Source organism: Paenibacillus lautus (assembly GCF_050482385.1).
Lineage (GTDB): Bacteria > Bacillota > Bacilli > Paenibacillales > Paenibacillaceae > Paenibacillus_AQ > Paenibacillus_AQ lautus_B.
This window is the reverse complement of the sequence record NZ_JBCNHV010000003.1, coordinates 400790-420545: the sequence shown is the minus strand read 5'-3', so window position 1 is coordinate 420545 and position 19756 is coordinate 400790. Positions and strand designations below refer to the sequence as shown.

The following is a 19756-nucleotide window of genomic DNA, read 5'->3' as shown; positions in this document are numbered from 1 at the left end:
CAGCATTATAAATTTAAGCCAGAACGTCGCTATTTATAAATTCCTCCAGCCTCACCATGCGCTTCTCTACGCGGGAACGCTCGGCGGCAAAGGCCATCAGATGACTCTGTATCGACGCTTGGGCAGAAGTTGAACTGTTATGCTGACCCTGGGATTTGACCGACTTCACAAAATCCTCAATTAAGCGCGTATCCCCGCCTCCATGTCCTACATGTCCTTCCGGATCGACGAGTTGGATCATTTCCTGCTTGCCGCTGCCAAAGCGGCGGATCTCGATCTCGTTGGTTTCCATCGTGGCCCGAATCTCGCCCTCAGTCCCCATAAGCTTGATGGTACGGTTGCATTTCTCCGTGAACGCACTCATCGTGAACACCGCCGTAATGTCATGCTCGAATTCCATACTGACGACCTGGTGATCCACGACATCGTTATCGCAATGGTACACGCACCGGCCAAAAGGACCCTCCAACATCGCTTGGTAACGCGCTTCGTAACTCGGATCGTTGCTCGCGGCCTCGCCCTTCCAACCCGCATTCTCGATCAGATACGTATTCGGCGCATAGTACTGGCATTCATGGGATACCGGGCATCCATCCAGGCATCGCTTCGGCGCGCCGGGCGGAGCTGATTCCGGACGAAAATGTGACAGGTGGCCATAGGAGGCAACGCTCAGGCATTGTCCTCCCGCCAGCCATTGCATAATGTCGAGGTCGTGACAGGATTTGGCCAGAATCATCGGGCTGGATGACTCGCTGTTATTGAAATATCCCCGCACGTACGAGTGCGCCTGGTGCCAGTAACCGACGTTCTCATTGTGCTGGATCGACATCAGACGACCGATCCGTCCTTCATCAATCAAACGTTTAAGCTCTTGGAAAAAAGGCGCATAACGGAGAACATGGCAAATCGTTAATGTACGGTCGTAATCTTCTGCCTGCCGACCCATATCGATGCATTCCTGCCATTCCGGCGACATGGGCTTTTCCAACAGCACATGGTACCCGGCGGCCAGCGCCTTCATCGTCGGCTCATAATGGTCCCGGTCCCTCGTACAGATGAAGACCGCATCCGATTGACGGGGCCCAGCAAAAAGCTCATCCCAGCTCGTAAAGCATTGCTCATCCGCTATCCCGTACTTCGCTTGGCAGCGGCTTCGCCGCACTTCATCCGGATCGGCAACAGCAACAATCTGCATCTCCTCCGGCCGCTGGAGCGCATAACCGCTGTATATCATGCCGCGAAGGCCAGCTCCGACCAGCGTGACCGTTAATGGTTTTGGTTTACTCATGTCCTTCCACTTCCTTTCCCTCTAGTTGCCCGTGATATACTCCCCGCGATTGGTTCAGCTCGGAAAGATCAAGCACCTTCAAAATGCCGGGAAACACAACGCTCATCGCTTCTTCCTCCTCAAGCTGCCGTGCCCTGACCAGATCGGCTGCGCTGATCACAGGATGAATGGCCGTGATCGCACCGATTCCTCGATCAATCTCCGCGGCAAGCTGCACGTAAAGCCCTTCCCGACCCACGGTATAGAACGGGATCGCTCCCCCCTGCCACTCATCAAAGTGGGAGATGACCTCCATGCACCGGAGAACATCGTACGTGCGCAGCGCAGCCAGACTGTCCCCGAGCCAGATCAAATCATCGGCAAGCTTATGCAGCACGCCAAAATAGGAATGCGCAGGCTTTTCGTATATCGGATAAGGCTCATGAGGACCGACCCCGGACGTATTCAACACCAGTACGGCGCGGCCGGATTGACAGGTCTCCTGAATCCAGGCCCAGTGATCCTTCAATCGGCGGGTCCCTCCCCGCCAAACCGCAACGGTCAGCGGCTGCTTTCGTTCGGTTATATCCCCGGCCAGTCGGAATACATAACCGCTGTTCATGATGCCTTCCTGTGACCACCACAGGCGATAATCAGCCTCAAGGCCCTCCACCTCGCGCAGCCGAATGATGCGCGGGTTCAATTCGCAAGGCTTGCGGGAGGCGTAGATTCTCTCCAGCAGCCACTGCCTTGCTTGATCCTGTCTTTGCTGCGTCGGCAGCAGCGACCGGGCTGCGGCCAGTTGGTCGCAGCGATCGGCATTGAAGTCCCGGATCGACCTTGCATCAGCCTTATCCCGGTACACCTGACCGCTGGGGCTGCACCATAGTTGTTCCGGGGGCAGTGCCTCTATCTTCATTGCATCATTGGCAGTAACCTTCACCTCAAGATGCCGGACGAAAAATGCCGCCGCCGCCGCCGCCAGCCGGTCCGTATAGCGGTGCGTCGAGGCGTCGGTCACAAGCTGCAGGTCATCGCGTTGACCCAGCAGCTCCCAGAAGCGTCTGCCGCGATCAACGGTTCGCCGCGTGCCTTCAATCGGGAAGAAATCGTATTCCGCCGCCAGCACGATCAGCGGCTTCGGCGCAAAAGCGATGAGCAGATCTTCATGGTCGTAACCCAGCCCGGACAGGCCCGGCCATACCTGCTCGGCATCCTGCACGCCGCCGGCATGCATGTACTGCTGTCGGTTCATGATAAAGGTGGCCGGAGCCGCCGCCGCAATGCGTTCATCGCAGACCATCATCATGGCCGTCTGCGTTCCGCCGCCGGAGTTTCCCGTTACGCCGATCCGCGACGGATCGACCTCGGACCGCTCACATAAGTAGTCGATGGCACGCATGGCATCGTGAACGAAATAGCGGGCTACGCTGTCGCCGAGCATATGGCACTGAACGCCGTATTGCTGATGCTCCTTCGTTCCCCATATGACGCTTCCTTCCCGATCTTCGAAATCATGAAGGCTAAGGCGCTCGCCCTGCCCGATCGGATCGATTGCCAACACAATCAGGCCGACACGAACGAAGTGCTGGATCACGCGCTGATAATAGGCATCATGCTTCGCCCCCAGCTCGTGTCCGCTCAGAAACAGGACGGCCGCGGAACGTTCTTCCCGGTGATCGGGCAGGTATAGATTCGAAGTGACATAATACCCCGGACTGGACTCGAACACGACCTTCTCTACCTGAAAGCCGGCTCCGCTAACGACACCCGCTGTATATGCATTAAGCAGAGGCTGATGTTTGGCTTGAGCTCCATCATCACCTGTTTCTCCCACTGCGCGCCCGGAACGGAGCTTGACGAGCGACGCGCCCTCTGAAGTCCGTTCTGCCTTTGTACTGATTCGCCCTGCCGCCTTGGTCGTGTATACATTCGGCAAAGAAACACCAGGCTGTACCCTCTCCCCGAATGCCGGCCCTTCCTCCCTTTCCGGGTTCGAAAACGCTTCAGGAAGACCGCCGATGGACCTCAGGAAAGCCCCCCTGATCTCCTCCTGCCGCTTTCTCGCCGCCTCAGGCGTGACGATGGCATCCCGAATGGCATCCCCGGCGGCAAAGGCGGCATCGGAACGTTCAAACACATGCGCCTTCAACTGATTCCTCGTGTCGTATAATGTGCAGATATACTGCTCCAGTTCCTGAACGCTGTTCATCTCGATGAACTCCCGTTGACGAACTTCGGCGAAACGTCCGGAAGCTTCATCGCCCGGCCTTCAGCAATGGAGCGATTGGCTGTGGCACCAATCAGAAGGGATTCGGCGCCTACAGAGCTGTTGGCTTGTTGACCTAGAGGATCTTCGATTCCGCCTTCGAACAGTGCCTTGCGCAGCTTCGCATCCCCGCCGCCATGACCGGCGGCCGATGTATTGACCTCGACCACCTCTTCCGTGCCATCGGTTCTGAAGATATGAATCCGGCTCGCTTCCCCTTGCTTCATATCCGCGTTGTTGTATACATTCGAGACCTCGATCCGGCCTTTGCTGCCGTTGATCGCAGCGCGCCAGCCCTCATAAGGACTATAGGCGACGAGTGAATAGGTCAGCATCGCTTTATTGTCATACTGGACATTGACCGACATCGTGTCATAAATGTCGATCCGGCTGTCAAACAGGCACCGGTCCCGGACATATCCGTCCGCTTCTTCCGCCTGGCGATAGTATTTTTCAAGAAACGGATCCTTTTCGATATCCATATAGAACTCGCACTCGTCTTTCCGATGGCAAGTAAGGCATCGTTCTCCATGATCCTGCCGATCGTCCCCATACACCCGTCTCGTTCCGAAGGCATGGACCTCCACGGGACGGCTGTTCATCCACCAGTTCATAATGTCGAAGTGATGCGTAGACTTGTGAACCAGCAGTCCGCCGCTGTTCTTCATCTCGGCGTGCCATCTGCGGAAATAATCCGCGCCATGCCGGCGGTCCAGAAACCACTCCAAATCAATATGGTAGACATCCCCGATGACCCCTTGCAGCAGCAATTCCTTCACGGTCGCAAAATAAGGCGCAAACCGAAGGTTGAACGTGACCGTCACCCTCATACCGCTATCCTGCTCCGCTTGCAAAATTTCACGGCATTTATCTTCATCAATCGTCATCGGCTTCTCGCTAATGACATCACAGCCGGCTCTCAAGGCTTGCACGATATAGGTATGGTGCGTGTAATCCGTACTCGCCACAATGACAACATCCGGCTTCACTGCCCCAAGCATGCCGTGGAAATCATCATATACGGGAACTCCCCCGCATTCCTCGCTAAGAAAGCGCGCCCGCACCGGATTGGCATCATACACGCCTTCAAAGGCAACGCTTCCCCTCCAATCGGTTACCATCGGTTTAGCAAACATATACAGCGCTCTTGACCCAGCGCCGACCAGTACGTACTTCTTCATGTCGTAAGTTCCTCCTTCAGCCTTTCATCCCTGTCGAAGCAATACCTTGAACAAATTGCTTCTGCGCGAACAGATAGACGATGACGACCGGCAGCGTCGTAATGACGGCTCCCGCCATCAGCAGCGCTTGGTTGACGTTCTCCGATTTCAGGTAGAGCAAGCCGAGCGGCAATGTATATAATTCCTTGTCTTGCAGGTAAATCAGCGGTCCCAGCGTGTTGTTCCACGCCCCCATGAAAGTGAATACCCCTAGCGCCGCCAGCGCAGGCTTGCACAGCGGCAAATAAATTCTGAAGAATATGCCCGGCGGGCTGCAGCCATCAATCGTAGCCGATTCATACAGCTCTTTAGGCAAAGATTTGATAAACTGATGCATCAGGAAAATACCGAACGCCCCGCCCAGAAAGCTGGGCACGATCAAAGGGTAATACGAATTCAGTGCACCAAATTCTTTCCAGATGAAATAGGTCGGGATCATGGTCACTTGAGACGGAATCATTAAGGTTGCCAGCATGATCATATAGATGAGCCCCCGCAGCCGGAAGGTGAACATCGCAAGTCCAAAGGCCACAAACGCGCAGGAGATCAAGGATCCAACCATCTCGATCGAGACGATGAAGAAACTGTTCAGGGTGTATCGACCGAAGTCGACTTTATTCCATATCGTCACATAGTTATCCCAATTCATCGGATTCGGGATTAACTGCGGCGGCATCTGCGAAATGGCGCCTACCGTTTTCAGCGACGTGGACAGCATCCATATGAATGGGAACACCATGAATACCGCACCGACAATCAGTAGCAGGTACATGAGCACCTTAAGAGAGGGGTGAGTAGTCTTAGTCATAATGCACCCACTTCTTCTCAAAATACTTCTGGAACAAGGTGAAGCCTAGAATAATGACAAACAGCAGCCAGGCCGTTGCGGATGCCGGTCCCATTTTGAAGAGCAGGAACGCATCCCGGTACACTAGCAGGTTCGGAACCATGTTCCGTTCCGGAATTCCCGTGGTGATGGAACCGAACAAGCCGAGGAACACATCAAATGCCTGAAACGCCGAGATGGTGGACAGAATCATGACGAGATATACCATCGGCGTTACCATCGGGAACACCACCTTCGTCAGCTGCTTCCAGCCGTTGGCGCCGTCGATTTGCGAAGCTTCCAGCACCTCTTTCGGAACATTTTGCATCCCGGCCAGGATCATGATCATGGATTGACCAACGCCCTTCCATACCTGAACGATCGCGATGCTGGAGACGACCATCAGCCAATTGCTGCTATCTATCCATTTCACAGGATCGAGGCCGATGGATTGAAGCACCCAGTTGATGACGCCGTATTGGTAGTTGAACATCCACACCCAGACCACGCCGCCGGCGATCCACGGAGTAACGACAGGCAGGAAATAGAACAAGCGGAACAATCCCTTGGCCCGAATGGCCTGATTCAACATAAAGGCGATCACAAACGCCATGATCGTCTGAATCGGCACGAAGATGAGTGCAAACATAAAGACATTTCGGATGGATACCCAGAATTCATGTTTATTCAATACGGTTACCCAGTTATCCAGCCCGATCCAGCGCGGCGCGTTAAACAAGTCCCACTCCGTGAAGGAAATATATGTGGAGAATGCAATCGGAAATAAGAGGAATACCACGACATTAATGACAAACGGCAATGTGAATATATAGCCCCAGTACCCTTGCTTCTGCATGACACACCTGCCTTTCGATAGCGGGAAGAGAGGTGCAACCCGATACGTCGTCAAGACTGCACCGCTCTCATCCCATGAAGCTATTTACTGGAGTCCAGTACGTCCTGAACTTTGGTATGAATATCTTTCACGCCGTCTTCAACCGAGACATTGCCTACCATGATTTCATTGACCACCTGCTGCACCAGAATGCGCCATTCGCTCCAAGTAGCATTTTCATCCAGGGTAACGCCGCCTTCGTTAATGCCGTCCGTGAAAGCCTCTTTGTTCAGCGGTTTGGTTGTGCTGTCCTTCAATTGATCCAGTGCCGACTTCTTCACGGGCAGCGTGGATCCCGTCTTGACGATCATGTCCTGCACTTCATCGCCGAGGTAATATTTCAGGAACTCCCAGGCGGCTTCCTTCGATTCCTGCTTCGCTCTGGAGGAGACCAGCCACGTGTTGGCTACCATCGGAACATAACGTTTGCCGTCAACGCCTTTCGGAATTTTGACAACATCCCAGTTCGTATCGGCAAAACTCTCGTTCATATTCACCTGCAAGCTGTATTGGAGGAAGTACATCGCGGCCTTGCCGCTTGCGAATACTTCGAGCTCACCGCCGTTCGCTTTTAGAAAGTCGATATCCGCAAAATATCCCTGGTCCAGCCCATCATACAGCTGCTGTAAACCGGCCGCAGTCTTGGGATCGTCAAACCGCGATTTCGTCAGGGTATTGTCCAGGGCAGAGCCGCCTGCCTGCTTGATCCAAGGGAACCAGCCGTTGGTTATGGAGAAGGATCCGATAAATCCGAATTGGCTCGTTTTGTCTCCTTCTTTGATCGTCAGCTTCTTGGAGGCCTCAATCAGGTCGTCATAGGTCCAGTCATCGGTAGGCACTGGCACGCCGGCTTTCTCAAAAACATCCTGGTTATACGCGAGTGCAATCGGGTTAATACCGTGAGGTACACCCCAAATCTTGCCTTCAGGCGTTTTGGCCGAGAACAAGCCATCGATGTATTCGTCTGCCTTCAGATCCGCTTCAATGTAAGAGGATAAATCCTCTGCTACACCGCGCTGTCCGTAGCTAAGTATGGTCGCGTTCTCTTGGAACCAGACGTCCGGCATGGTGTTGCCTGCAATTTGCGTGGCGATCTTAGACGTAAAGTCCCCCCACGGCGCTTCTTGAATCTCAATGTTGATGTGGGGATGGGATGCAATAAAGCCATCGATAATTTCCTTGCTCGTCACCTCATAGCTGCCGGGGAGCCCAATCTTGAGCGTCACCTTCTCTTTGCTGCCTTCCGGTTTGCCGGGCGAGTTCTCCCCGTCGGTTGACCCGCCGGATGAGGAACATGCGGTGAACATCATCATAAACGCCAGCATCAGGGAGATTGCCTTTACCTTTTTTGACATTGAAAACCCTCCTTTTTTTGTTTTAAAAATAGGATTGCGTGTTTTCTGCTCCAACTCATTCCAAATGTTTAGATTTTATAGTAATCGATTTCTGTAACGAGTATAGCATGTAAGCCCTTTCTTGAATAGAGTTTTCTATGTTCTAATCGATGATTTTTATTATAAAAGTCCGACTTCAGGCGATACATAAGGCATTCCGAGGTTTAATAGGCATTGTTTTCCACTTGGTTAATTCAGAAATGGACAAGTAATTAGTTAGTAATCGATATCTTTTAATGGAAATAAATAAAGCCCGAGCAGTTATGCCCGGGCTTTATGCCATCCTATATTCACTTCGTCTCCCGGATATCCCGGACCGATTTTCTTTCCAGCAATTTAGGCTGCAGCATGACGTCAAACATCGGACTGTCGTCGCCCAGCATCATGTCCAGCAGCATTTTGCATGCCATCTTTCCCATCTCGTAATCGGGCTGCTTAATCGTTGTAAGCGGCGGGTGAATCATCTGCCCCACGTCAATGCCGTCAAAGCCCATAACCGACATTTGCTCCGGCACTTGGATATCGCGCTGCGACAATTCGTTGATCACCCCGAAGGCCATCATGTCATTGCATGCAAAAATCGCCGTCGGCTGCGGCGAATGCTCCAGCAATTTCTGCGTCAGCTGCTTGCCCGTATCAAATTCAGTAATCGCATTATATACTTCTTCGGTCTGGGACTCGATCACCAGCGGCTTGAGACCCGCGTCCTTCATCGCCGAAACGTACCCCTGATGAATGCTTCGGCGGCTGGGACGGTCTAGCTTAGAAGTAACGTAACTAATGCGTTCATGCCCCTTTTCCTGCAGATGCTTAGTCGCCAGGTAACCGGCTTTGTGGTAATCGAACTCAATCTGGTTGATGTTATCCTCATCGATTTTCTGGTCGATGGCAATGACGTTCAGGCCAAGCTTCATCAACTGCGTCAATTGGCTTTTATCTTTGGAGATCGAGGAAATAATCAAGCCTTTGACCTGTTTCTCCATGATCGTCCTCAAATATTCATCCTCCAGCGCCGGATCTTGCAGGGAATTGCATACGATAACCGTAAAGCTATTCTGCCTCGCCACCTCTTCAATCCCGAATATGACGGAAGAATAGAATGGATTCACAATAGAAGGAATGATGATTCCGATCGTATTACTGCTATTCTTCTTCAACTGTTTGCCAAACATATTCGGAATATAATTGGACTCCTTCGCGATTTGCTGGATACGTTCTTTAAGCTCCTTGCTGACAGGATAACTGCTGTTACTCAACACACGCGAAACCGTCGCCGAAGAAACGTTTGCCATCTTGGCTATATCATGTATCGTGGTCGGCTTCTTCATAGGATCCCTCACTTATAGTAATCGTTTACTATTGTAAATTATACAAATAGCTGACATAGAAAGCAATAAACCGATGAAATTATCCACATCATTCGTCATACGTTACATGGAACCCTGTTAAAATTATCGACGTTTCACTACTAACTTTCAACAAAAAGAGACCGCCAGGGCAAACCTGGCGGCAATATATTGGTGGAAGGAATTTCATCGTTCAGTAGAACTAAGCAGCAGTTAAAACATGACTGAGATTACACTTCAGGTGTGCCGTAGGTCGCGAACCAACCCTTAATGGTATTGAAGTCATCCGTAAAGGACAGGGAGAGCAGCAGCAGAACGCGGGCTTGCTGAGGGCTCAGGTTATCACCTGAAATGATGCCTTCACCGCCGCCGTATACGCTGCCGGAGCCTGTACGGGTCGTTGTTACGAAAACCACCCCCTTCTCGATAGCTTCCTTGCGGGCAGCGCTCATCTCTTTCGAGATGCCACCTGCACCAGTGCCGGAAGTGACGATGCCTTTGGCTCCGTCTGCCACAAAGCCTTTAATCGCACCACCGCCGGCTTCCTGATAGGAGATGGCAATTTCAACCTTCACCAGGTCCTCTTTCGAGATTTTGCTCAGATCAAATACCCGTTTGCCTTCGCCTTCCGCCTTCATCGCTCGAAGGGGAGCACGGTAGATCCGAATATTCTCATCATCGATATATCCGACTGCGCCCAGCATAGGCGTTTCGAACGTGTCGGTACGGTAGTCATTGGTCTTGGTTACGCCGCGCGCCAGATGAATTGTATCATTCAGCATCAGCACCGTGCCGAAGGATTCCGTGCGGCCGCTTCCAGCCAGCTTGATGGCATTGTACAGATTCGCCTGCGCATCGGAGCCGATCACCGTCCAAGGCCGCATAGAACCGGTAATGACTACAGGTTTGTCGCTTTGTACCGTCAGATCAAGGAAGTACGCAATCTCTTCCATCGTATCCGTCCCCGTCGTTACAACGACACTGTCGTAGACCTCAAGCGCATCGTCTACCGTCTGGGACAAATCATACAGATCCGCCATAGTGTACGCGCTTGATCCGGAATTACCGAACTGGAGCGTGCTGATATCCGCAATCTTGTCCGTATTGGGAAGCTCAAAGACCATGTCCTCAATCTTCAACGTACCCGCACGGTAGGATTGGAAGCTGGTGGCATCCGTCGATTGGCCCGCCAAAGTCCCGCCTGTCGCAATGACCAGCACATTCGGCTTGGTCGATGTTTTGGAAACTTCCGATAGAGGAGGTACCGTTGTATTCCTTCCCGGCGTTGCAGGGGTCTGTACGGGTGCAGCCGTACTAACCGTTCCTTTCACTTCCGTCACCGTGGCAGCATGTGCCGCATAGGTTCCAACAGGAGATACAGAAATAGCAAAAGCGGTGAATGCAGCGGTACTCCAGACCGCTAAAGGACGTTTTGACTTTGGTTTCATCACAGCACTCTCCTCATGTGTTATAATACATAACATAAAAGTATGTATTCGTTAGAGTTATTTTATTTAATGTTATTTAATATAACAAATCGAACATATGATAGGAAAAGCGCTTCCAATTAAAGATATACATCATTATCATTGAGTTTATAGCCACTTTCAATAAATTAAAAATAATATATCCCAGAATTAGGGAGTACTTAATATATTCAATAGACATTAATAATGTTATGTAACATTACATTAAGTTATCTACTAGCGCTTCTGACCGATCTTTAATCACAAAAAAAAGGATAGCCCCTCATCATACGATTGGGCTATCCTTGTACATACCATGAACTAAAGCTCCCTACTCATTGTCAGACTCTGCATTGGTATTGGTCGTAATATGAAATTCTTTCATCATGTTATGAAAGCGTGCGCCGAAGCCCTCGGAGGCCTCCAGGAAATACTGCTGCTTGACGACAAAGCTGCCGCCCTGCCCGTTATCGAACACATAATATCGTATCACCGGATCGTCCCATTCTTTGCCGCCGGTACCCCCTACCGCACGCACCTCCCAGCCCTGAATCGGTTCATCTATCATATTCGCCTCGACCTTCGGATACGCTTGCAGCTCAGCCTGGATCTGCTCTGCAGCGGTCTTCGGATCGATGCCCTCCTGCGAAATTTCCATGAACACTTCCGGATAGCGGTCATCCGTCGGCTTCTCCTTCAATTCAATGCGGTCCACGCCCGATTCGTGCACCATCTTAAACCGGCTCTCATCAATATATATCACGTAATCAGCACCCTCATGCAGCTCATCTACGCTTGTTTCCGGCATGCCCTCAAGCTCCTGCTCTACTGTTTTCTGGGGAGCAAACCATTCCTTCACCTGATCAATGAAAGCCTGAACCGGTGCTGTCTGGAAGCTGACGGTCAGCACGATGGCCGCCGCAGCGGCGGTTCCCGCAATCCATCCGGCCGCTCTTCGTCCCGAACGGCGGCGCCCTTTCGGTTCCCGCGGCGTGAAGGCTGTGTCAGATTCAGCAGACCGCTGGGCCTGCTCACTATGGATCCGATCCTTGATCGCTATCCAAATCTCGTCTTTATGTCGCATCGCGTCATCCGTACCCTTTTTCAGGCCGTCTGTAATCTCTTGATCCAATGGATCACGTCCCATGCTGATTCCCTCCCCTATTCTGCAGCATCCATTCCTTTAATTTCTTTCTCGCTTTGAACAATCTGGACTTCACCGTGTTGACGTTCAGCTCCATCATGTTCGCGATATCCTTCTCGGTAACATCATTCAAATATTTCAAAATGACGGGAATCCGGTGCTGGTCATCCAGCCGCTGCACCAGCTCATACACCTCGCCATGCCGGTCAAAATCGTAGGTGTCGTTCTCCGAGGGAATACCCCTCTCCTCCGAAATCTCGGAAGGCACCACCCTCGCATGTTTCTTCAAATAGCGGTTGCACTCGTTATAGAGAATCCGGTTGAACCACGGATCAAAGGGCCTGCTCAAATCATAGGACTCCAGATTACGGTAAACCCGGATAAATGTTTCCTGGACCACGTCGGCAGCACTTGCCGGACTTCCGGTTACTGCGGTAGCCGTTCGAATCGCCCGATCCGCGTATAACCGATAAAGTTCTTCGAACCATTCGTCACTGTATTCCGTCTTTAGTCGTTGTATAAGGTCGTGTACCAAACCGTGCTTTCCTCCTTTCACTTAGCCATTCACTTACAATACCCCGCCATGCGGGTAAAAAGTTTTCGAATGCGTTATTTTTATTAGTATGGCAAAAAAAGGATACCCCGATGCCGCACGGCCGAAGTATCCTTTTTCATATCAAAATCCCATTATGCTTGCGCCGGCACCGGTTCCATTGACGCCCCCTGATGGCTCACCGGCTCGACTCGCTCTGCCTTCCGCAGGTGTTTTTGCCCGCGCCAGCGGAAGAAGGACAGCACGCCCCGCAAATACTCGTCGGCAATCATGCAGGAGTATATGCCGATGAGCCCCCACCCCATGTGAATACCGAGTATATATGAGAGCACGGTGGCGACCAGCCACATCGAGCCGAGGGAAATATACATCGTAAACCTCGTGTCTCCGACGGCGTTGAGCGAGTTGCCAAGTGCCATGTTGAGCATTTTGCCAGGCTGGAGAATCAGATTCATGCCCAGGAGCGATGCACCGATCGCAATGATAGTCTTATCGTCCGTAAACAGCCCCAGCAGCTGCTTCCCGAACACATACAGAAGGAAGGCATTGACTACAACGTAAACAGCCCCGACGCCCAGCGCGCGATACGCGCTCCGATAAGCCTCCTTGATCCGGCCCGCGCCGAACAGATGCGCGATCTGAATCTGGGCAGCCATCGCGATCGATGAGCCCAGCAGGAAGCAGAAGGATTCCAATGTATTCATATACGTGCGCGCAGCCAACTCGGCAGCGCCCAGCGTTGCAATGAAGGAATAGATGATCAGCTGCGTGAACACCCAGCAAGACATATTGATGCCGAGCGGCCATCCAATCTTCAGAATTTCGCCGAACAGCGGACGGTTGAACACGCGGAATTCCTTCCATTTGATCCGATATTCAAATGAACGAAGGAATATATACAGCAGTAAGAGTACAGCGAGCAGCCGGCTGACCACCGTCGAGATCGCGACACCGGTAAGTCCCCACTGCGGGAAACCGAAAGCGCCAAAAATAAACCCATAGTTCATAACAACGTGAATGATATTCATCCCAATCGCGACATACATCGGTGCACGCGTATTGCCGGTATTCCGGATGACGGTGCTCATCGTAGCCATCATGGCAATCAGCACCATCCCGCCGCCGACAATGGAGATATACGTTCCGGCAAGCGGAAGCAGTGGCGCCGGCAGCTGGAGAATCGAGGCGATCGCCTCCGGCATCGTGAACAATATCACGCTGCACACTAATCCGATGATCGTGGTGACACTCACCGCCATAATGCCGATCGTTCGGGCATCGCCCGTTTTGTGCGAACCGATCTTCTGAGCGATGAGAATGCCAGCACCGCTGGCGACCGTCATGAACAGCGTTGTCATAGCCTGAAACAACTGATTGGAGAAGCCAACCACCGCAACCGCATCATCGGAAATCCGGCTGACCATCAATGTATCCACCGCCCCCAGCAAAAATTGCAGGAACAGCTCGATGAATATGGGCCATGCGAGAACCCATAATGTAAATTTGTTTGTGTTTTTATCCAACATTCCAACCTCCACCCATGATGTAAGGGTTAAACACAATTCATGATGAAACGGTCTTTAACCTTCTCAAATTATAGATGGTATACTGGAGTTATAATATCATTATCCGAACGAAAACTATCAAATTTCAAACCTGGCGAATCACGAAAGGGCTTTCTTATGACGATCCTGAATTTCACCGTTCCGCCGCTGCCGGAATACATCAATAGCGGGCTTACCCGTGCTCCTATTCACAGCGGACATCCCAACCGTAAAAACATCGGTATCTTTGACCTGCTCGTGGTTATGAAGGGACAGCTCCATGTCACGGAGAATGGCATTCCTTATGAGATCAAACCCGGCATGTTCCTCATCCTGCGTCCCGATACGCATCATTTCGGCACGAAGGGATGTACGGAGGAGACCGATTATTACTGGCTTCATTTTCAAACCTCCGGGGAATGGCATGCGGACGAAGCCTGCCAAGCGTCTAGAAGAGAAGAGGCACCGGAGCTGAAGGCGATGACGCCGAACTATTTTTCCGTCAACATCCCCCAATTTGGCACCCTGCCTCAACCGGAAAAGGCCCTGGAACTCCTGGCTACCATGTCTTCGTTAGTTCAGTACGGTCACCAGGCCAAATTTCTGTGGCGGCAGCAGGTGGTGTTCCAGGAGCTCATCGAACAGCTGGCCGCCGCACTGGATACACCGGTGTCCTCCCCTTCCTCTGCTTGTGCCGAGCGGGCCGCGGCGTATCTGCGGAAGCATTACCGTGAAGAGTTCAAGGTGCAGGAGCTGGGCGAACGCATTAACTTCCACCCTGTTTATATCGCACGCTGCATGCAGAAGGAATTCGGCTGTTCACCTGTTGAATATTTGCAGCGCTACCGGATCGAGCAGGCCAAAATGCTCCTCATGCAGACGGATTTCAGCATCAGCCGGGTCGCTGAAGAGGTCGGATTCAATCATGCAGCGTACTTTACCTCCTGTTTCACAAAGCAGGAAGGGATCTCGCCGCGTAAATACAGGCAGCGGTTCTTTATGAATTAATTCATTTTTACGCAAAAATCTAAGAAAGTGACTTGCAACCTGTGCGGGAACTCTTTATAATGAGAATTAGCCATATGATAATGATTATCATTACCGGACAAGTGATAATGTGTTGAGAATGGACGTTTGAGCTCCTACACGTCACGTTTCGCTTGAAGAGTTTATATATAAAGGAGAGCCGATTGACTTATGAAGACGACTTCCCGCCGCTGTTCTCTGCAAATCGATGATTATCTGGACCTGCTGAACCTCGCGATCCAGCTTGGAGATGTGAAATGGCAGAAAGAAATCACCCGCAAAATGGAAATGACGCTGTCCACATTAGAGACCGCAGCCCCATAAATAACATGGGGATTACATAATCCTCCATATAAGAAAGACACCCGATCGCGAATTCCAGGCATTTCCCAGGAAAGCCGATCCGGTGTTCTTTTTTTCTGTCATCCATATGTTCTTCTCTGGATCTTTGGATTCTCTAAATTACTTCTTCGTAGTAAAACCATCCAGATCCTGCTTTAACCTGTTGTTAAGCGCTGCCAATTCACCGTAATCGGAGATGTCCAGGTTAACTTCGCCCCCCTCAACCGATTCCGAAACATAATAGACCTTGTACATCAGAGGAATCAGTGCCTCCGAATCCCGCATAATAATCGCGTATTTCTCGATATCTTCGTCCGAGAAGCGCCCGTTCTCCACATAGCTCTCCCTTATGCTGTCAGACAGAGCCAGAAACTTTGCAGCGATGGGGTTAAGCAGCTGAGAACGGACGGCTTCATCCGCTGTCTTGGAATACGCCTCGATAGCCGCCAGCTTCAGCCGTACTTCTGCAAGGCGTGCTTCATGAAGGGGCATGGACTTCAATTCCAGAATGTCGGTGTAATGACTCCATATTTGAAATAGAGATGTGCCCAATATGCTTTGCAAGGTCATTTTTGTCCCCTGTTCGATCTTCTTCTGATGACCAAACAGAAACACGGTACATACCAGCACCAATGCTACCATCCATACCCAGATCCATTTCGCTGAATTCGACATAACGCACCTCCGACTTTTCTATTTTACCATATTAAGGATAAAACGAGATGCGATCTCTCGTCGTCAGCGCAAAAAATAAAATGGATCCCGCCAATTCAAGCTATGCGGCGGGACCATGTCAAACGTTAGCCGGACTATTCCTGCTGCAATCCCACACCTGTTAGTACCTTGATCCGGTATTCATGCGGCGAGATCCCTTCCAGCTCTTTGAATACGCGCGAGAATTGCTTGGTGTTCTCGAAACCGACCGCTTTGCCAATGTCCGCAAGCTTCATGGTACCGTCCTGAAGCAGGTCCTTGGCTTTCGTTATTCGCAGCTTTTTGAGATAAACTACGAAATTTTCGCCCGTATGGGCCTTAAACGCTTCACTGAAATACGAATAATTCAAAGACACATAATTGCTGACCATTGCCATGTTCAGCGGCCTGTGATAATTCTCCTCCATGTAGCTGACCGCTGCCTTGATCTCAGAATGCTCGCTGTGGGCGGAACGAATCCCTTTAACATATTCATTCACGTGCAGCAGCAAATGCTCCAAATTTCTGAAATAGGTGTGAAAATGACGGTAATTGTCCATCGTCCCTACCTTTCGGTACAGCTTCAACACTTCCACCATGGATTCCCCGTACACGCGAAACACCTCATCCAGCACCTGCTCATTGATCCGCTTGCTGACAAACTCCAAATAATCGATGGCCACATACGGCATATCTCCGATATGGAAAATATCCAGCAGCAGCGCTTGGATCTCCCGCTCCCGCTCCGTGCCGAGCATGTTGCCCAACTTGCGGATGCTCTCTTCCGGCACCGGATACGTGCGCAGTTCTCCCTGAATATCATCATGGCTCATCAGCTTGACGTTGGGATGGATGAACGTATAGCTCAGAGCGGTCAACGCCTGAATGTAACAGATGCGGATATCTTCGATTCGGAAGCCTTCCCGGCTAATGCCAACGAAGAGCCCGTCCATCTCCCGCTCGGAAAACTGCCGTGCCAGCTCCTCGAATTGCCCGTCCGGGCTGCCGATGAGCACGACCCTCCCCTTGCTGTCCAGAAAACAAGCGTTGATCCGTCCTTCCACTGAAGCCCTCATGTTATCAATCAATTGCTTCAGCTCATCCTTATTCATGGAATTGCCGTCTTCGTACTTGTATTTCATCACCGCTACCCGGAATGGCTTCACGAATGATTCAAACCCGATTTCGTTCGCGGCAGCCTCCATGTCCATCCCTTGGGGCAGCTCCAGAAGTTCCTTCAGCCGATGAGTCTGCAGCTGCTGAAGATATACTTCGCTGGCAGCCACCTGGTTGTGCACTTCCGCTTGCCGAATCAAGGCTTCTTCTGTCTTTCGGAGGGCAGCGAACAGCTCATCCCGTCGAATCGGCTTAAGCAAGTACTCCTTCACCTGGTAACGGATCGCCGCCTTCGCATATTCAAAATCGTCATATCCGCTCAGGATTAGAACGACGGGTTTAACACCCGTTGTTTCTTCCAGTTCAGCCAGTGCCTCAATAAGGCGTATCCCGTCCATGACCGGCATCCGGATGTCTGTAATGACAATATCGGCCGGTTCTTCGCGGAAGGAATCCAGCGCGTCCTGTCCCTGGACAGCCAAGCGAATCTCGTATTGATCCGGGAATTCCCGTTCAATCATCGTTTTCAGTCCATACCGGATATTCTTCTCATCATCTACGATCATCAGACTTCTCATGTCCACTGCCTCCTCCTGTTAACAGAACCTTAGGGAATGTCATGGTCACCTGCGTGAACTTCCCCTCTTCGCTCTTCACTTCGATTCCATATTCATTCCCGTAGAACAACTGAATTCGCTGGTGCACATTCCGAAGTCCGATTCCTCCAGCCTGCACTCCACCTCGCCCGTAATCTACGGAGGGGAGTTCGTCGTTGTCCGCCGTTCGCAGAATCTCGTTCAGCCTGCCCAGCCGATAAGGCTCCATCCCGATGCCGTTATCCGTGACGTTAATCGTGATCCGGTTCTCTTCCCAGGCAATAGCATCGATATTGATCCGTTTCTCCTGATCCGGGAACTCGGGCCAGGCATGCTTAACGGCATTTTCCACGATGGGCTGCAGCGACATTTTCAATACCTCGAGCTCCATGAATTCGGACGGAATGTTAAGTTCAAGCCGGATCGGCTCATCAAACCGGATATTCATGACATCAATATAATTGCGAATATGGCGAATTTCATCCTTCAGTTTGACGTACTCCCCCGACCATTTGAAATTATAGCGCATCATCCCGCCAAGGGAGGTCAGCGCGTCCGAAATCGTCCGCTGCCCCTCGATTTCGGCCAGCATCTTTATATTTTCCAGCGTATTGTATAAGAAATGAGAGTCAATCTGGCTGTGCAGCGTTCGCAGCTCCGCTTCCTTGGTCACCGCTTGCTTGCGTACGCCCTGGGCAATCAGTTCATTGATGGTGCGGATCAATTTGTTAAAATGATGCGCCAGCTCTCCCACCTCGCCACCGCCCTGGATGGCCATCGTCGCGGTCACTTCACCCTTGCGGACTCTCTTCATCGTCTCCGTTAAACGGCGTAAACTCTTCAGGATAATGGAATTCAGGTAATACGTAATGATCGACAGCAGAAAAATCAATACGATATTCGCCGCGATAATCTGTCCCTGGGCTTTGGATACGTTATTCAGCGCCCCTTCCAGTGAAACGATATTCAGCACATGGGCATGAAGCCGCTCCATCGGTGTCGCAATCAGCAAGAACGAGGAGCCGTTTAAACTGAACCGGGCATGTACTGTTTCCTCGAAGGCACCCGCCTGCAGCTTCAGATTGGCGAATTGGATCGCCACCTCATCCCGGAGTCCCTCGTGACTGGTCATAAACGATTGGCTTCTGTCCATGAACAGCTGTCCTTCCTGATCGACAATGACCATCTGTGAGCTGTCATCCACGATACCGGCAAAGGTCTTCGGAGCAAAGTGCTTAAGCAGCATATCCACCTGGATCACGCCACGGTAACTCCCGTTATGGACTTGGCGAATCAAGGACACCTTCGGCAGCTCCTCGGAGGCATCTGCAGCGTAACGCTGCAGAATATCGGGATCGCTGTGGTTGAACACCCATAGCTCTCCGCCATCCAAATCCTTGACTTTAGGGAACCAGGGCTCGCTTGCGATTCGTTTCTCCTGGAAAATGATCGGCCACATTTCCGTTACGTTCGAATTATTCGTATATAACCGAAGGTGCGTGATATTCGGATTATTAGTTTGGATCCGTTGGATATCCTTAAAGGGCCCCCAAGCCAAATCGATTAACCACGCCGGCTCGGGATCTTCTTTGATTCGGAGATAATCCTTGATGCCGTCATCCGAAATTGCCAGCTGTGCGGCCATCTCAATCGCCTCAATCTGGTTCAGCATGTTCATCTTCTCAATTTCTAACAGGAACGAGTTCTGATTGAGCGCATCGCTGATATAAGTATCGCGGATCTGCTTGAAAAAATAGTTCGATACGATAATGCTCGGAATGAGCAAAATCAAGATATACGCAGCAACCAAACGACTCTGCATCGACCTGCGGCCAAACCAATAAGTAAACGATTGAATAAGCGATTTTATTCGTGTCATCATGACTGTCACTTCCCGTTTTCTATGTATGACCACAGCCGAGCCATGAATGGTAAGGCGGCATCAGCCGATCGGATACCCTCCTATATTAGCTCGTGATGCGACAAAAGGCACCCTATTTCGACAAAATCGATAATAGGGTACCTTGAGTCCTCATTTTGTTTATCCGCCTGAGCGAAT

Annotated in this window: 16 protein-coding genes; 2 read left to right on the top strand and 14 right to left on the bottom strand. The window is 51.3% G+C overall.

Annotated elements, in window-relative coordinates:
* Positions 1 to 13: 13 nt before the first annotated feature.
* From ABEW73_RS07250 to ABEW73_RS07200, 11 genes are all read right to left on the bottom strand, one after another.
* Positions 14 to 1288, bottom strand: a complete 1275-nt coding sequence (locus ABEW73_RS07250; RefSeq protein ID WP_430162944.1) for a Gfo/Idh/MocA family protein — start codon at positions 1286 to 1288, stop codon at positions 14 to 16.
* Positions 1281 to 3479 (bottom strand): alpha/beta hydrolase family protein, encoded by a 2199-nt coding sequence (locus tag ABEW73_RS07245; RefSeq protein WP_430162942.1) that lies wholly within the window; start codon positions 3477 to 3479, stop codon positions 1281 to 1283. Before ABEW73_RS07245 ends, ABEW73_RS07250 begins: the two co-directional genes overlap by 8 nt.
* Entirely contained in the window at positions 3476 to 4717 is a 1242-nt protein-coding gene (locus ABEW73_RS07240; RefSeq protein WP_430162939.1) for a Gfo/Idh/MocA family protein, read from the bottom strand. The genes ABEW73_RS07245 and ABEW73_RS07240 overlap by 4 nt, the downstream gene beginning before the upstream one ends.
* A 16-nt stretch (positions 4718 to 4733) precedes the next feature.
* On the bottom strand, positions 4734 to 5564 hold the full coding sequence (locus ABEW73_RS07235) for a carbohydrate ABC transporter permease (protein WP_430162937.1): 831 nt from the start codon (positions 5562 to 5564) through the stop codon (positions 4734 to 4736).
* Positions 5557 to 6438: a carbohydrate ABC transporter permease gene (locus ABEW73_RS07230; RefSeq protein WP_430162934.1), complete on the bottom strand. Its 882-nt coding sequence runs from the start codon at positions 6436 to 6438 to the stop codon at positions 5557 to 5559. Before ABEW73_RS07230 ends, ABEW73_RS07235 begins: the two co-directional genes overlap by 8 nt.
* An 80-nt stretch (positions 6439 to 6518) precedes the next feature.
* On the bottom strand, positions 6519 to 7832 hold the full coding sequence (locus ABEW73_RS07225; RefSeq protein WP_430162931.1) for an ABC transporter substrate-binding protein: 1314 nt from the start codon (positions 7830 to 7832) through the stop codon (positions 6519 to 6521).
* 329 nt (positions 7833 to 8161) lie between these two features.
* The gene (locus ABEW73_RS07220) at positions 8162 to 9199 is read right to left on the bottom strand and encodes a LacI family DNA-binding transcriptional regulator (protein WP_430162928.1); all 1038 of its coding nucleotides are present in this window, start codon (positions 9197 to 9199) and stop codon (positions 8162 to 8164) included.
* 248 nt (positions 9200 to 9447) lie between these two features.
* Positions 9448 to 10665: an asparaginase gene (locus ABEW73_RS07215; RefSeq protein ID WP_430162925.1), complete on the bottom strand. Its 1218-nt coding sequence runs from the start codon at positions 10663 to 10665 to the stop codon at positions 9448 to 9450.
* A gap of 349 nt (positions 10666 to 11014) precedes the next feature.
* Complete coding sequence (locus ABEW73_RS07210) at positions 11015 to 11830, bottom strand: hypothetical protein (protein ID WP_430162922.1); 816 nt, start codon at positions 11828 to 11830, stop codon at positions 11015 to 11017.
* The gene (locus ABEW73_RS07205; protein WP_430162919.1) at positions 11820 to 12362 is read right to left on the bottom strand and encodes an RNA polymerase sigma factor; all 543 of its coding nucleotides are present in this window, start codon (positions 12360 to 12362) and stop codon (positions 11820 to 11822) included. Before ABEW73_RS07205 ends, ABEW73_RS07210 begins: the two co-directional genes overlap by 11 nt.
* Positions 12363 to 12514: 152 nt before the next feature.
* Entirely contained in the window at positions 12515 to 13906 is a 1392-nt protein-coding gene (locus ABEW73_RS07200) for an MATE family efflux transporter (RefSeq protein ID WP_430162917.1), read from the bottom strand.
* A 156-nt stretch (positions 13907 to 14062) separates the two neighbouring features.
* Between ABEW73_RS07200 and ABEW73_RS07195 the strand changes: the two genes are divergently transcribed.
* Together ABEW73_RS07195 and ABEW73_RS07190 are read left to right on the top strand one after the other, a co-directional pair.
* The gene (locus ABEW73_RS07195) at positions 14063 to 14932 is read left to right on the top strand and encodes an AraC family transcriptional regulator (protein ID WP_430162915.1); all 870 of its coding nucleotides are present in this window, start codon (positions 14063 to 14065) and stop codon (positions 14930 to 14932) included.
* Between the two features lie 189 nt (positions 14933 to 15121).
* Positions 15122 to 15274 carry a hypothetical protein gene (locus ABEW73_RS07190; RefSeq protein ID WP_430162912.1) on the top strand — a complete coding sequence of 51 codons (153 nt, stop codon included), beginning with the start codon at positions 15122 to 15124 and terminating at the stop codon, positions 15272 to 15274.
* A gap of 138 nt (positions 15275 to 15412) precedes the next feature.
* On the opposite strand, the gene ABEW73_RS07185 is transcribed toward ABEW73_RS07190, so the two are convergent.
* The 3 genes from ABEW73_RS07185 to ABEW73_RS07175 all read right to left on the bottom strand — a co-directional run bounded on the left by ABEW73_RS07185 (position 15413) and on the right by ABEW73_RS07175 (position 19579).
* Positions 15413 to 15967: a hypothetical protein gene (locus tag ABEW73_RS07185; protein WP_430162910.1), complete on the bottom strand. Its 555-nt coding sequence runs from the start codon at positions 15965 to 15967 to the stop codon at positions 15413 to 15415.
* 134 nt (positions 15968 to 16101) lie between these two features.
* A complete protein-coding gene (locus ABEW73_RS07180; RefSeq protein WP_430162907.1) occupies positions 16102 to 17679 on the bottom strand; it encodes a helix-turn-helix domain-containing protein in 1578 nt (525 codons plus the stop codon).
* A complete protein-coding gene (locus tag ABEW73_RS07175) occupies positions 17654 to 19579 on the bottom strand; it encodes a cache domain-containing sensor histidine kinase (protein ID WP_430162905.1) in 1926 nt (641 codons plus the stop codon). The genes ABEW73_RS07180 and ABEW73_RS07175 overlap by 26 nt, the downstream gene beginning before the upstream one ends.
* Positions 19580 to 19756 lie beyond the last annotated feature (177 nt).

Coding starts and splice junctions, on each gene's coding strand:
- ABEW73_RS07195 (WP_430162915.1), top strand. CDS start 14,063: ATGACGATCCTGAATTTCACCGTTCCGCCGCTGCCGGAATACATCAAT.
- ABEW73_RS07180 (WP_430162907.1), bottom strand. CDS start 17,679: ATGAGAAGTCTGATGATCGTAGATGATGAGAAGAATATCCGGTATGGA.
- ABEW73_RS07235 (WP_430162937.1), bottom strand. CDS start 5,564: ATGACTAAGACTACTCACCCCTCTCTTAAGGTGCTCATGTACCTGCTA.
- ABEW73_RS07185 (WP_430162910.1), bottom strand. CDS start 15,967: ATGTCGAATTCAGCGAAATGGATCTGGGTATGGATGGTAGCATTGGTG.
- ABEW73_RS07225 (WP_430162931.1), bottom strand. CDS start 7,832: ATGTCAAAAAAGGTAAAGGCAATCTCCCTGATGCTGGCGTTTATGATG.
- ABEW73_RS07215 (WP_430162925.1), bottom strand. CDS start 10,665: ATGAAACCAAAGTCAAAACGTCCTTTAGCGGTCTGGAGTACCGCTGCA.
- ABEW73_RS07175 (WP_430162905.1), bottom strand. CDS start 19,579: ATGATGACACGAATAAAATCGCTTATTCAATCGTTTACTTATTGGTTT.
- ABEW73_RS07240 (WP_430162939.1), bottom strand. CDS start 4,717: ATGAAGAAGTACGTACTGGTCGGCGCTGGGTCAAGAGCGCTGTATATG.
- ABEW73_RS07245 (WP_430162942.1), bottom strand. CDS start 3,479: ATGAACAGCGTTCAGGAACTGGAGCAGTATATCTGCACATTATACGAC.
- ABEW73_RS07230 (WP_430162934.1), bottom strand. CDS start 6,438: ATGCAGAAGCAAGGGTACTGGGGCTATATATTCACATTGCCGTTTGTC.
- ABEW73_RS07200 (WP_430162917.1), bottom strand. CDS start 13,906: ATGTTGGATAAAAACACAAACAAATTTACATTATGGGTTCTCGCATGG.
- ABEW73_RS07190 (WP_430162912.1), top strand. CDS start 15,122: ATGAAGACGACTTCCCGCCGCTGTTCTCTGCAAATCGATGATTATCTG.
- ABEW73_RS07220 (WP_430162928.1), bottom strand. CDS start 9,199: ATGAAGAAGCCGACCACGATACATGATATAGCCAAGATGGCAAACGTT.
- ABEW73_RS07210 (WP_430162922.1), bottom strand. CDS start 11,830: ATGGGACGTGATCCATTGGATCAAGAGATTACAGACGGCCTGAAAAAG.
- ABEW73_RS07250 (WP_430162944.1), bottom strand. CDS start 1,288: ATGAGTAAACCAAAACCATTAACGGTCACGCTGGTCGGAGCTGGCCTT.